Origin of the sequence: Streptomyces glaucescens (genome assembly GCF_002154375.1) — a bacterium.
Lineage (GTDB): Bacteria > Actinomycetota > Actinomycetes > Streptomycetales > Streptomycetaceae > Streptomyces > Streptomyces glaucescens.
Genome location: NZ_MUND01000198.1, coordinates 1 through 13,487, shown reverse-complemented (window position 1 = coordinate 13,487; position 13,487 = coordinate 1). Strand labels below are relative to the sequence as shown.

The following is a 13,487-nucleotide window of genomic DNA, read 5'->3' as shown; positions in this document are numbered from 1 at the left end:
CCCCGGACTGGCCCGGCTTCGGCCGCGCCCCGGAAGCGGTGATGCGCCTGTTCCTGACGGCCCTGAAGGCCCGCTACGGCTCTGTCGAGGGCTATGTCGAGCAGGCCCTCTCGATGAACGCGCGGGACCTCGCGGCAACCCTGCGCGCCCACCTGCTCGAAACGCCCCCGGCCGACCGGCCGCCCCTCACCCTGCGCCCCGCGACGGACGCGGACGCCCCCGCCCTGGTCCGCCTGCGCGACACCGCCGCCCTGTGGCAGCTGGCCCGGGGCATCGACCAGTGGAAGCCGGGCGAGAAGGACGAGGCACACTTCCGCACCCGCATCCGCGAGGGCGAGGTCTGGCTGGCCCACGCCGGCGGCCGGCTGACCGGTGCCTACGAGCTGTGGTGGACCGACCCGGCGGCCTGGGGCCCGCGCCCGCCGGACGCGGGCTACATCCACCGCCTCATGACGGCCCCCCACACCTCCCCGCCCGGCACCGGCCGCACCCTCCTCGACCACGCCGAGTCCCGCATCAGGGCCGCGGGCCGCCCGTACGGCCGCCTGGACTGCCTGTCCACCAACCCCCGCCTGCGCGCCTACTACGAGTCGGCGGGCTACACGGTGGCCGGCGAACAGCCCGCCAAACAGGACGGCACGGGCAGCCCGTACGCGGTGACCCTCCTGGAGAAGCGGCTCGGCTGACCGCGTGCGGCCCTAACCCTTCACGCAGACGACCTGCTTGAGCTTCGCGACGACCTGGACGAGGTCCCGCTGCTGGTCGATGACCTGCTCGATCGGCTTGTAGGCGGCCGGGATCTCGTCCACGACACCGGAGTCCTTGCGGCACTCCACGCCCCGCGTCTGCTCCTCCAGGTCCTTGGTGCTGAACCGGCGCTTGGCCGCGTTGCGGCTCATGCGCCGGCCCGCGCCGTGGGACGCGGAGTTGAAGGACTTCTCGTTGCCGAGGCCCTTCACGATGTACGAGCCCGTGCCCATGGAGCCCGGGATGATCCCGTAGTCCCCGGACCCGGCCCGGATCGCGCCCTTCCGGGTCACGAGCAGGTCCATGCCGTCGTACCGCTCCTCCGCCACGTAGTTGTGGTGGCAGCTGATCTCCTGCTCGAAGACCGGCTTGGCCTTCTTGAACTCCTTGCGGATCACGTCCTTCAGGAGCGCCATCATGATCGAGCGGTTGTACTTGGCGTACTCCTGCGCCCAGAAGAGGTCGTTGCGGTACGCCGCCATCTGCGGGGTGTCCGCGACGAAGACGGCGAGGTCGCGGTCGACCAGGCCCTGGTTGTGCGGCAGCTTCTGGGCGATGCCGATGTGGTGCTCGGCGAGTTCCTTGCCGATGTTGCGGGAACCGGAGTGCAGCATGAGCCAGAGCGAACCGGTCGAATCGAGGCATACCTCAACAAAATGGTTGCCCGACCCTAGCGTGCCCATCTGCTTCCCGGCCCGCTCCTGACGGAACTTGACCGCCTCGGCGATCCCGTCGAAGCGCCCCCAGAAGTCGTCCCACCCCGCCGTGCCGAACCCGTGCAGCCGGCCCGGATCGACGGGGTCGTCATGCATCCCGCGGCCCACCGGGATCGCCTGCTCGATCTTCGACCGCAGGCGCGACAGGTCGCCGGGCAGGTCGTTGGCGGTCAGCGACGTCTTCACCGCCGACATCCCGCACCCGATGTCGACCCCGACCGCCGCCGGGCACACCGCGCCCCGCATGGCGATGACGGAGCCGACGGTCGCTCCCTTGCCGTAGTGGACGTCCGGCATGACCGCCAGGCCCTTGATCCACGGCAGGGTCGCCACGTTGCGCAGCTGCTGGAGGGCACCCTCCTCGACCGTCGAGGGGTCGGCCCACATCCGGATCGGCACCTTCGCGCCCGGCATCTCCACGTACGACATAAGTCCTCATCCCCCGTAAGTCATCACATGATTCTCGAAGCGCAAAAACCGGCGCCAAGGTCGACGAAAGGGGCATCGGACCGGCGTCCACGGCTGCGCGTGCGATACACATTGTGTCCCGGGCAGTCTTCGGCCCGGCAACCGATTTACCACCGTCGAGAGGGGCCTGACCGTGCAGCGGAAGGCGTTCGTACCCGGCATCGCCGCGCTCCTCGCGGCCCTGCTGGCGGGCTGCACCGGCGGTTCCGACGACGGCGGCAGCACCGACGGCGCCAACCCGGACGGCGGCGGCACCGCGACCCAGGCCGTCGAGCCCGGCCGCTACCGCACCCTCCCGGAGGCCTGCGGCTCGGTCGCCCAGGACACCCTCGACGCGCTGCTGCCGGGCATCCTCCAGCTCACCGACGAGGAGCAGCGCGAGCGGGCGTACGAGGGCGAGGCGATGCCCACCTTCGACAACGACCGCAAGGTGGGCTGCCGCTGGAAGGTGTCGTCCGCGACGGCCACCAACTATCTGTTCGTGGACATGGAGCGGGTGGTGTCCTACGACACCACGGTCAGCGACGCGGTCCAGGCGCAGCAGCTCTTCGCCGTCAAGCAGACGGCGGCCGACCTGCCGCAGCCGACGACGCCGGTGTCCGATGCCCCGGACGATCCGTCGGGCGCCCCCTCGGGCAGCTCCTCGGACGACCCGTCGGGCGAGCCGTCCGGCGGGGCGCCCTCCGGCCGCGCCTCCTCCGGCAGCCCTTCCCGCGGATCCGCCGGTGGCAACCCGTCCAAGGCCGCGTCGGACGCCCCGGGCACCTCCGCCTCCCCGCCCTCGTCCCCTTCCTCCTCGGCCTCCGCCTCCGGTTCCCCCGACGCCTCCCTCGCCGGCCTCCAGCCGCGCGTCCTCGAGGACCTCGGGGACGAGGCGTTCCTCGACGACGAGCTGGGCAGCGGCGGCTCGACGGCCGAACACCGCAGGGTGACTGTGGCGTTCCGCACGTCGAACGTCATCGTGACCATCGAGTACGAGGAGCAGCCGGCGACCGTCGGCATGGCCCCGGACAGCGAGGAAATGCAGGACAGGGCCCGGGAACTGGCGTCCCAACTGGCCGACTCGCTGGCCGGTTGACGGCCTGCTGCCCCTGTCGGCACATCCGGGGAAGGGGGGCCGCGCGGTTGCCGTACGGCGTACCGTGGCCCCTCGGACCCGATCCGACCGCAGGAACACGAGCGTCATGAGTGAAGGAACCATGCAGCGACGAGCACAGCGAGCCGACCAGCGTGAGATGCGTGATGAGCGAGCCGGGCGAGCCGGGCGGCACGGCCGCGTCCTGGTCTCCGCGGCAGCCCTCCCCGTGATCCTGCTCGCGGCCGGCTGCTCCTCGGACTCCGGCTCCGACGGTGAGGCGAAGGCGTCCGCGAGCACCAGCGCATCCGTGAGCCCGTCGCCGACGGTGCAGGCGGCGGCGTACCGGACGCTGCCGGAGCCCTGCGAGGTGCTGTCGAAGAAGACGCTGGGCGAACTCGTACCGAAGGGTACGAAGTCAGGCAAGGAAGGCAGTTCCGACGACACCGCGTCGCGGAGCAGCTGCTCCTGGAACAGCCTCGACAACAACGGCGTGAAGGGCTCCCAGTTCCGCTGGCTGAACGTCTCCCTGCTGCGCTTCGAGTCCGATGTGACGCGCGGCTCGGGCGAGGAGCTGGCTCAGGAGTACTACGACAAGCAGGTCACCGACGCCCGCTCGGCCGAGGGCGCCAGGAACACCAAGGCGGAGCCGCTGGCCGGCACCGGTGACCAGGCGACGGCGGTGGCGTACGACCTGAAGAAGAAGGAAGGGACCTTCAAGCAGCAGACGATCGTCGCGCGCGTCGAGAACGTGGTCCTCACCCTCGACTACAACGGCGCGGGTCTGGCCGGCGACAGGACGCCGGACGCCGGCGAGCTGATGAAGGATGCCGAGAAGGCCGCCAAGGAGGTCGTCGCCGCGGTGACCGAGGCGAACGAGAAGGGCTCGTCGGCGAAGGTCCCGGGCTCGGGCTCCTCCGCGTCCTCCGACGCCACCGGCTCCTCCAAGTCGCCCGCGAAGTCGGGCACTTCGTCGACGAAGCCGGCGAAGAAGAGCTGAGGCGCGGGGTCACGAAACGGCGGCCCCCACCGGACCGGCCACTCGTTCCCCGGACGCATGTGCCACTCTGTTGCGCGCAACAACAGCCAGTGGGAGGGGAGTACGGGTGGCCGCGCCCATACAGCTGACACGGACGCACCGGATACTCATCGGCGTGGTCGTGGCCGGTGCCGTGATCATCGCGGGCATCGGTTTCGCCGGTTCCTACGCCGCCGTCCGGGAACTCGCCCTGAAGAAGGGCTTCGGGGACTTCAGCTACGTCTTCCCGATCGGCATCGACGCCGGCATCTGCGTCCTGCTCGCCCTGGATCTGCTGCTCACCTGGATCCGCATCCCCTTCCCGCTGCTGCGCCAGACGGCCTGGCTGCTGACCGCGGCCACCATCGCCTTCAACGGCGCCGCCGCCTGGCCGGACCCGCTGGGTGTGGGCATGCACGCGGTGATCCCGGTGCTGTTCGTCGTCGCGGTGGAGGCCGCCCGGCACGCGATCGGCCGGATCGCCGACATCACGGCCGACAAGCACATGGAGGGCGTCCGCCTCACCCGCTGGCTGCTCTCGCCGGTCCCCACCTTCCTGCTGTGGCGCCGGATGAAGCTCTGGGAGCTGCGCTCCTACGACCAGGTCATCAAGCTGGAGCAGGAACGTCTCGTCTACCAGGCCCGGCTGCGTTCCCGGTTCGGCCGCGCCTGGCGCCGCAAGGCCCCGGTGGAGTCCTTGATGCCGCTGCGCCTGGCCCGCTACGGCGTCCCCCTCGCGGAGACCGCCCCGGCGGGCCTGGCCGCGGCGGGCATCGAACCGGCCCTGCTCCCGCCGGCCCCGCGGCAGCCCCAGCTCGCCGCCGCGCCGCCGGTCTCCGCGGCCCCGCAGCGGACGGACCCCGCCCGCGAACCGGAACCGGACGCCGAGCCCGACCAGAACCCCTGGCTGCACGCCCGCGACCCGCACACGGTCCAGTACAACGGCGGCTACGACCCCAACTACGACCCGGACGCCGCCTACGCCCAGTGGTACGAGGAGCAGCGGCAGGCCGAGGAGTACGAGGACCAGTACCAGGAGGAACCGGAACCGCTGCCCTCCCCGGAGGACACCGGCAGCTTCCCGATCCCGGTGGGCCCGAACCGCACCCGGGAGCTCGGCGAGGGCGGCGGCCCGCCGGAGCCCGACGAGGAGGCGTTCTACCAGGTCTTCCGCCAGTCGATAGACGGCAGCTTCCCCACGCCGGGCGTCCTCGGTGACAACATCGAGGCGACCTACGGCACGAAGCTGTCCCCGAGCGCCCTGAAGGTGCTCTCGGACCGCTTCCAGCAGCGCTTCAACGCGGAGCTGGAAGAGGACCACATCGCGTAGGGCCCGCGGACGACGAGAGAGGGGGCGCCCGGTGTCCACCGGGCGCCCCCTCTCTCGTGCGGGACGTCCACCCGCTCCCGTGCGGGACGGCTTACTCGCCGAGCAGCCTCCGGACCCGCTCCTGCCCCACCGCGAGGAGCAGCGTGGGCAGGCGCGGGCCGGTGTCCCGGCTCACGAGCAGGTGGTAGAGCAGCACGAAGAAGGACCGCTGGGCGGTCTTGATCTCCGGCGGCAGCTCCTTGGGCGTGGCGTCGGCGGAGAACCCGGCCTGGACCTTCGGCACGCCGTAGACCAGGTGGGTGAGCCCGTCCAGCGACCAGTGGTCGGCGAGCCCGTCCAGCAGCAGCCGCAGCGAGCCCTGCGCCTGCTCGTCGAGGGACTTCAGCAGGTCGAGGTCGGGCTCGTCGCGCACGATGGTGCGCTGGTCGGCGGGGACGTGGGTGTTGATCCACGCCTCGGCCTTGTCGTACCGGGGCCGGGCCTCGTCGAGCGAGCCGAGCGGCTGGTCGGGGTCCAGCTCGCTGAGGATGCGCAGCGCCTGGTCCTCGTGGCCGGCGGTGATGTCGGCGACGGAGGCGAGCGTCCGGTACGGCATCGGGCGGGGCGTGCGCGGCAGCTCACCGGCGGCGGTGCGCACCGCGCGGGAGTGCGCGGCGATGTCGGCGGGCAGCGCGCTGCCGTCGGCGACCTTGGCGTCGAGCTTGTCCCACTCGTCGTAGAGCCGCTGGATCTCCTGGTCGAAGGCGATCTTGAAGGACTGGTTGGGCTTGCGGCGGGCGTACAGCCAGCGCAGCAGCTGCGGCTCCATGATCTGCAGCGCGTCGGCCGGGGTGGGCACGCCGCCCTTGGACGACGACATCTTCGCCATGCCGGAGATGCCGACGAAGGCGTACATCGGGCCGATCGGCTGCTTGCCGCCGAAGATCCCGACGATCTGCCCGCCGACCTGGAACGACGACCCCGGGGAGGAGTGGTCGACACCGCTCGGCTCGAAGATCACGCCCTCGTAGGCCCAGCGCATCGGCCAGTCGACCTTCCAGACCAGCTTGCCGCGGTTGAACTCGCTGAGCCGGACCGTCTCCGAGAAGCCGCACGCGGTGCAGGCGTACGTCAGCTCGGTGGTGGCGTCGTCGTAGGCGGCGACGGTGGTGAGGTCCTTCTCGCAGTTGCCGCAGTACGGCTTGTACGGGAAGTACCCGGCGGAGCCGGAGCTGCCGTCGTCCTCGGACGCCGCGCCGGAGCCCTCGGCGGCCTCCAGCTCGGCCTCGTCGACCGGCTTCTGCCCCTGCTTCTTGGCGGCGGCCTTGGGCTTGGTCCGGTACTGGGCGAGGATCGCGTCGATGTCGGCGCGGTGCTTCATGGCGTGCAGGATCTGCTCCCGGTACACGCCCGAGGTGTACTGCTGGGTCTGGCTGATCCCGTCGAACTCGACGCCCAGCTCGCCCAGCGCCTCGATCATGGACGCCTTGAAGTGCTCGGCCCAGTTCGGGAACGGCGAGCCCTTGGGCGCCGGGACCGAGGTCAGCGGCTTGCCGATGTGCTCGGCCCAGGACTCGTCGACACCGGTGACCCCGGCGGGCACCTTGCGGTAGCGGTCGTAGTCGTCCCAGGAGATCAGGTGCCGGACCTGGTACCCGCGCCGCCGGATCTCGTCGGCGACCAGGTGCGGGGTCATGACCTCGCGCAGGTTCCCCAGGTGGATGGGGCCGGACGGGGACAGCCCGGACGCGACGACGACCGGTTTGCCCGGGGCCCGACGCTCCGACTCCTCGATGACCTCATCCGCGAAACGGGAGACCCAGTCGGTGGTCTCGGTGCTCTGAGCCACGATCGGCACGTCCTCTGTTGCTGAAGGCTTGATGGTGAACCCATTCTCCCAGGACGTGCCGCATCCGAGAAAACGCCTTTTCACGACCGCCCCGGGACGGCGGCGCAGCCGCCTGTTCCAGACGCGCGGGCGGGTATCGATGTGCGGCTCCGCCGCGCGGGCGCGACGAGCCGCGTACGGCCAGCACCCGGCGTCGCACGGCGGGCTCCCCGGTTCCGCAGCCGCGAAAACCGCTTTACCCCCCATGGGATACTGACCGTGTCTATCCAGCCCACGAGGAGAACGGCACCCTTACCTATGGCCTCGGTCACGTCCCTCAGCGACTCCGTCCAGCAGCACCTCGCCGACGCCCTCGCCTCCGCCCTGCCGGAAGCGGACGGGGTCGACCCGCTGCTGCGACGAAGCGACCGGGCCGACTTCCAGGCCAACGGCATCCTGGCGCTGGCCAAGAAGGCGAAGGCGAACCCGCGGGAGCTGGCGACGCAGGTCGTCTCCCGGGTGACCACCGGTGACGAGCTGATCAAGGACGTCGAGGTCTCCGGCCCCGGCTTCCTCAACATCACGATCGCCGACAAGGCGATCACCGAGAACCTGGCCGCCCGGTACGCGGACGAGACGGGCCGCCTGGGTGTGCCACGGACGGAGAACCCGGGCACCACGGTCGTCGACTACGCCCAGCCGAACGTGGCGAAGGAGATGCACGTCGGCCACCTGCGCTCCGCGGTGATCGGCGACTCGGTGGTCCAGCTGCTGGAGTTCACCGGCGAGAACGTGGTCCGCCGCCACCACATCGGCGACTGGGGCACCCAGTTCGGCATGCTCATCCAGTACCTGGACGAGCACCCGCACGAGCTGGACCACGAGGCCGGCGAGGTCTCCGGCGAGGAGGCGATGTCCAACCTGGACCGCCTCTACAAGGCCGCGCGCAAGAAGTTCGACTCCGACGAGGAGTTCAAGACCCGCGCCCGCCGCCGGGTGGTCGACCTCCAGGCCGGTGACCCGCACACGCTCGCCATGTGGCAGAAGTTCGTCGACGAGTCGAAGATCTACTTCTTCTCCGTCTTCGAGAAGCTGGACATGGAGATCCGCGACCCCGACATCGTCGGCGAGTCCGGCTACAACGACATGCTGGCCGAGACCTGCCGCCTCCTGGAGGAGTCGGGGGTGGCGGTCCGCTCGGAGGGCGCCCTGTGCGTCTTCTTCGACGACATCAAGGGTCCCGACGGCAACCCGGTCCCGCTGATCGTGCAGAAGTCGGACGGCGGCTACGGCTACGCGGCGACCGACCTGTCCGCGATCCGCGACCGCGTCTTCAACCTGAAGGCGAACTCGCTGGTCTACGTCGTGGACGCGCGCCAGTCCCTGCACTTCAAGATGGTCTTCGAGACGGCCCGCCGGGCCGGCTGGCTGAACGACGACGTGAAGGCGTTCCAGCTGGCCTTCGGCACGGTCCTCGGCAAGGACGGCAAGCCGTTCAAGACCCGTGAGGGCGAGACGGTCCGGCTGGTCGACCTCCTCGACGAGGCGATCGACCGCGCCTCCGCCGTCGTGCGGGAGAAGGCGCAGGACCTCTCCGAGGAGGAGATCGCCGAGCGGGGTGCCCAGGTGGGCATCGGCGCGGTGAAGTACGCGGACCTGTCGACGTCGGCGAACCGGGACTACAAGTTCGACCTGGACCAGATGGTCTCGCTCAACGGCGACACCTCCGTCTACCTCCAGTACGCGTACGCCCGGATCCGGTCCATCCTCCGCAAGGCCGGCGAGGTCCGCCCCGCCGCCCGCCCGGAGCTGGAACTGCACGCGGCCGAGCGCGCGCTGGGCCTGCACCTGGACACGTTCGCGGAGATCGTGGACGAGGCGGCGGCGGAGTACGCCCCGCACAAGCTGGCCGCGTACCTGTACCAGCTCGCCTCCCTCTACACCACCTTCTACGACAAGTGCCCGGTGCTGAAGGCGGAGTCGCCCGAGCAGGTCGAGAACCGCCTGTTCCTGTGCGACCTCACGGCCCGCACCCTGCACCGGGGCATGGCCCTGCTGGGCATCCGGACGCCGGAACGCCTGTAACGTCCCGCAGGTCGGGGGGCGTTGTCAGTGCCGGGACCTACAGTCCCCGGCATGGCGATGCTCCCCAACCCGCTGCCCCGGCTCGCGACCGACCCCAGCGGCCGTTCCCTCGGACTCCGGCTCCCGCCCGGCAGACTGCTCGACACGACGGACGACGGGCCGTGGCCCGAACCGCTGCTGTGGCATGCCGAGCACCCCGCCGCGCCCGGCCACTGGGCCGCGCTCGGCGGCCCGGCGGCCCGCGCGGGGCTGCTGCCGGTCCTCGTCGACCTGGGGGACCGCCAGGGCGGCCCGGAGAGCTGGCAGCTGACGCCCGCCCGGATGTCCTACCCCGGCGACCACGACGCGGAGGACGTCCTCGCGGAGTACTGGGAGGACGCGGACCCCGACGGCGAACTCCTCGGCCTCCTCCACCCGTTCGGCCCGGAGTGGCCCGGCCTCGCTCCCGGCGGGGCGCTCACGCTCGCCCCGGACGCCGCCGCCGCCCGGCTCGCCGACACCCTGTCCGACGGCTCGCCCGACTGGCCCCGGACGCCGCATCTGGCCCTCGTCCCGGCCCGCCGCTCCGCCGACGTCCCGGCCGCGATCGGCTGGACGGGACCGCTGAACCACGACAACGACGTGGCCCGGCCGTGCGCGGTGCTGCGCTCCTGGGAGGACCGCTTCGGCATACGCGTCGTCGCGCTCGGCTTCGACACGCTCACCGTGTCCGTGGCCGCCCCGCCCGTCACCGAGTCCGACGCGCAGGCCCTGGCCGCCGAGCACTTCGCCTTCTGCCCGGACAACTTCTCCCACAGTCGCGACGTGGGCGCCTACGCCAAGGATCTCGTGGGCGCCCGCAGCTGGTTCTTCTGGTGGGACTGAACGCCGTGTCGCGCTTCTGCTAGGTCGTGTCCGCAAANNACTTTGCGGACACGGCCTAGACGGCGCGCAGGCCCCTGGAAAGCCTCCGCAGCCCCTCCGCGATCTCCTGCGGGGTCTGCGTCACGAAGCACAGCCGCAGGGTGGAGCGGTCCGGCTCGCCGGCGTGGAAGGGGGCGCCGGGCACATAGGCGACGTTCTCCCGCACGACCCGCGGCAGCAGGGCGGTCGTGTCGTACGTCTCCGGCAGCCGCACCCAGACGAACATGCCGCCCTCGGGCCGGGTCCAGGCGGAGCCCTCGGGCAGGGCCGCGGGCAGGGCGGCGAGCATGGCGTCGCGGCGCTCGCCGTAGGCGCGGGCCACCCGGGCCACGTGGGCGTCGAGGTCGCGGTCGGCCAGGTAGCGGGCCGCGGCGAGCTGGTTGACGCCCGGGGTGTGCAGGTCGGCGGCCTGCTTGGCGACCGCGCACGCCCGCCGTAGCCCGGCGGGCGCCCGCAGCCAGCCGATCCGCAGTCCGGGCGCCATGACCTTGGAGAAGGAGCCGAGCAGCACGGTCCGGTCGCGTGCCGCCTCGTGGGAGGCGATCCACGGCACCCGCTCGCCCTCGAACCGCAGCTCGCCGTAGGGGTCGTCCTCGATGATCCACAGTCCGCGCCGGGCGGCGACCCCGGCGATCGCGGCCCGGCGGTCGGCGGGCAGGGTGCGGCCGGTCGGGTTCTGGAAGGTCGGCACGGTGTAGAGCAGCTTGGGCCGCTCGCGCACCACCAGTTCCTCCAGCGCCCCGGGGTCCATCCCGTCCTCGTCGCCCGGCACGGGCAGGATCCGCGCGCCCGCGAACCCGAACGCCTGCAGTGCCGCGAGGTAGCAGGGGTTCTCGACCAGGACGGTGTCCCCGGGCTCCAGCAGCGCGGTCGCCAGCAGGGACAGCGCCTGCTGGGAACCGGTGGTGACGAGCAGGTCGTCGGGGTCGGTGGCCAGCCCTCGCGCGTTGTTCCGTGCGGCGAGCGCGGCCCGCAGCGCCGGCTCGCCCTCGGTGGTGGAGTACTGGAGGGCCCGCGCGGGCTGCTCGGCGAGGACGTCCCGGTAGGCGGCGGCGATGCCCTCCGCGTCGAACAGCTCCGGTGCCGGCAGCCCGCCCGCGAAGTTGATCACCTCGGGGCGGGCGGTGACGGCCAGGATGTCCCGGACCGGCGAACCGCCGACCGCGCTCACCCGCCCGGCGAGGGGCGGGACGGGCGCGGGGGCCAGTTCGGCGGACGCGGCGGACGCGGTCTCGGCGGCGATGGTCACGGTGCGGCTCCTTAGGACGTCGGCAGGCACCGGCCCACCCGACGGCCCGGCTCCTGGCCGCACCCTAGAGAACTAGCTGCCGTCTACACCTGGGTTTCCGCGATACGGACCCTGCCGGATACGACGCCGACGCCTACGCGCCGCCGTCGTCCGCCGCCGGGCCCCACCCGTTGTCGCCCAGCGGGAAGTCGTACGCGGGACGGCCGTTGTTGCCGCTGGTGCGGAACGGCTGGTCACCGTCCCCGATGCGCAGCGTGCCGCCCCGTGAGCCGCTCGTCCAGGTCAGCTCCAGATACCAGCGCACGTCGTACGCCGAGGCGTCGGCCATGATCTGGAAGACCTCCACGTCCGACTCGCTCACCGTGAACGGGAAGTCCCGGCCGCCCGCCGCCGCCTCGACCGTCGGACGGGCCGCGTCCAGCGCGATGCTGAACGGCCGCTTGGGAACGTCGCCGCCGCAGCCGACCCCCATGGTGTAGTCGTTCCAGGGCAGCGGCGCGTCCCGGCCCACCACCCGCACCTGCAGGCTCTCCACGACCACCGTCTCGTCACCGGTGCCCTGCACGGTGAGCGTCACGAGCTGCTCCCGCGCCGACACCGCCTTCTCCGAGGCCACCCAGGCGGGCGCGTCCTGCTCCGTCGGCGGCGGTGGCACCGACTCCGGCGGGCTGTCGATCAGGTAGTGCTGGGAGCAGGGGGTCTCCCACGTGTAGGGGCGGGTGGTGACGGCGAGCGGGACGCCGGTCGCGCGTTCGCCGTCCTTCGGACGAGGCGTGGCACGGACGCTCGCGGAGGGCGAGGACGCGCCGGTCCCGGCGGAGCGGCCGGAGCCGCCCTTCTCCTTCTTCTCCCGCTTCTCCTTCGGTGACCCCGACGCGGACGGCGGGGCGGACGTCGGCGGCATCGAGGACGCCCGCTGCCCGCCGTCCGGCGAGGCCACGCCGACGGGGCCGCGCCGCGCCGCGTCCGCCTCACCCGGGCCCCCGGAGGGCAGGTTCACCACGAGCGCCACCACCCCGAGGACGGCGGCTGCGGCACCGGCGACGAGAGCGGCACGCCGCCGCCGGGGGGACCGCATCGAGGGCTCGGACACCACCTCGGGCTTCGGCCCGGGCAGCGGCTCCGCCGGCTTCCCGGGCATCACCTCGGGCTTCGGCTCGGACACCGGTTCCGCCGGCCCGGCGGTCAGCGGTTCCACCGGCCCGTCGGTCACCGGTTCCACCCGTCCGTCGGTCACCGGTTCCACCGGCCCCTCGGGCTGCCCGCCGCCGGCCGGTCCCTCGCGCCGCCTCACGGGCGGCACCTCACTCGCGGCGGGTCTGCGCCCGCGCCCCGCGTCCGCCACCACCCACCGCCGGTGCAGCTCGACCAGTTCCTCGGGCGACGCCTTGCACAGCCGCGCCAGCCGCTCCACGGGCGCGTAGTCGGTCGGTACGGCGTCCCCGTTGCAGTAGCGGTGCAGCGTCGACGTACTCATGTGGAGCCGCTTGGCGAGCACCCCGTAACTGAGTCCCGAGCGCTCCTTCAACTCCCGCAGCAGCGCCGCGAAGTCCCCCGCGAAGTCCTCCGACACCGTTCCTCAGCCCCCTATTCGTCCCGTCCCGGTGTTCCAGGGAAAGGCCGTTCCCCCAGGTCAAGCCGTTGTGGGCGTTCCAGCGTCCCTCCTTGCCCGCCGGCTCTGGCAGCCGGGACGGAACACCCCGCAAGCTTCAGTCATCCAAGCACGCCGCTCCCGCCGACCGGTCGAGCGGCCGGGCTCAACCCACCTGAAAGAGAAGGAATCAGCCATGCGCACCTTCCGTCGCACCCGCCTGCTGGCCGCCACGGGCGCCGCCCTCACCGCCCTCGCCCTCACCGCGTGCGAGGACGGCACGGGCACCAGGGTGGAGGGCACGTCCGCACCTGCCGCGACGCCGACGGCCCCGGCGTCCGCGACGCCCTCGACGGAGGGGAGCCCGTCGGGGACCCCGGAGTCGACGGCCGCCGCCGAGCCGGAGGAGACGCCCGAGGAGAAGCCTGCGTCCGACACCCCCACGAGGGCGCCCAGCGCCGCCGCCGGCGCCGACGACGGCCCGGTGCGCACCATCTG

10 protein-coding genes and 1 pseudogene are annotated in these 13,487 nt (G+C 72.1%); 7 read left to right on the top strand and 4 right to left on the bottom strand.

Annotated elements, in window-relative coordinates; all coding sequences use genetic code 11:
- On the top strand, positions 1 to 686 hold a 686-nt coding region (locus tag CCN42_RS14720), incomplete at its 5' end, for a GNAT family N-acetyltransferase (protein WP_143661914.1).
- A 12-nt stretch (positions 687 to 698) separates the two neighbouring features.
- Here the strand turns inward: CCN42_RS14720 and CCN42_RS14715 are convergent.
- Positions 699 to 1,892 carry an RtcB family protein gene (locus tag CCN42_RS14715; RefSeq protein WP_086736038.1) on the bottom strand — a complete coding sequence of 398 codons (1,194 nt, stop codon included), beginning with the start codon at positions 1,890 to 1,892 and terminating at the stop codon, positions 699 to 701.
- A 172-nt stretch (positions 1,893 to 2,064) separates the two neighbouring features.
- Here CCN42_RS14715 and CCN42_RS14710 point away from each other — a divergent pair, with 172 nt between their 5' ends.
- The 3 genes from CCN42_RS14710 (at position 2,065) to CCN42_RS14700 (ending at position 5,354) form a co-directional block, all read left to right on the top strand.
- Positions 2,065 to 3,009, top strand: coding sequence for a hypothetical protein (locus CCN42_RS14710; protein WP_086736036.1), 945 nt, complete (start codon positions 2,065 to 2,067; stop codon positions 3,007 to 3,009).
- A 106-nt stretch (positions 3,010 to 3,115) separates the two neighbouring features.
- Entirely contained in the window at positions 3,116 to 4,006 is an 891-nt protein-coding gene (locus CCN42_RS14705) for a DUF3558 family protein (RefSeq protein ID WP_086736035.1), read from the top strand.
- Positions 4,007 to 4,112: 106 nt separating this feature from the next.
- Positions 4,113 to 5,354: a DUF2637 domain-containing protein gene (locus tag CCN42_RS14700; RefSeq protein ID WP_086736034.1), complete on the top strand. Its 1,242-nt coding sequence runs from the start codon at positions 4,113 to 4,115 to the stop codon at positions 5,352 to 5,354.
- Between the two features lie 91 nt (positions 5,355 to 5,445).
- Here the strand turns inward: CCN42_RS14700 and lysS are convergent, their stop codons facing one another.
- On the bottom strand, positions 5,446 to 7,191 hold the full coding sequence (lysS, locus tag CCN42_RS14695) for a lysine--tRNA ligase (RefSeq protein ID WP_086736033.1): 1,746 nt from the start codon (positions 7,189 to 7,191) through the stop codon (positions 5,446 to 5,448).
- A 288-nt stretch (positions 7,192 to 7,479) separates the two neighbouring features.
- On the opposite strand from lysS, the gene argS reads away from it, so the two are divergent.
- Positions 7,480 to 9,246 carry an arginine--tRNA ligase gene (argS, locus tag CCN42_RS14690; RefSeq protein ID WP_086736032.1) on the top strand — a complete coding sequence of 589 codons (1,767 nt, stop codon included), beginning with the start codon at positions 7,480 to 7,482 and terminating at the stop codon, positions 9,244 to 9,246.
- A gap of 51 nt (positions 9,247 to 9,297) precedes the next feature.
- A complete protein-coding gene (locus tag CCN42_RS14685; RefSeq protein WP_086736031.1) occupies positions 9,298 to 10,110 on the top strand; it encodes a DUF4253 domain-containing protein in 813 nt (270 codons plus the stop codon).
- Positions 10,111 to 10,165: 55 nt separating this feature from the next.
- On the opposite strand, the gene CCN42_RS14680 is transcribed toward CCN42_RS14685, so the two are convergent.
- Entirely contained in the window at positions 10,166 to 11,398 is a 1,233-nt protein-coding gene (locus CCN42_RS14680; protein ID WP_245877285.1) for an aminotransferase-like domain-containing protein, read from the bottom strand.
- 133 nt (positions 11,399 to 11,531) lie between these two features.
- Positions 11,532 to 12,971 (bottom strand): helix-turn-helix domain-containing protein, encoded by a 1,440-nt coding sequence (locus CCN42_RS14675; protein WP_086736030.1) that lies wholly within the window; start codon positions 12,969 to 12,971, stop codon positions 11,532 to 11,534.
- Positions 12,972 to 13,185: 214 nt separating this feature from the next.
- Between CCN42_RS14675 and CCN42_RS14670 the strand changes: the two are divergent.
- Positions 13,186 to 13,487: pseudogene (locus tag CCN42_RS14670) on the top strand (DUF4232 domain-containing protein); the annotation flags it as partial.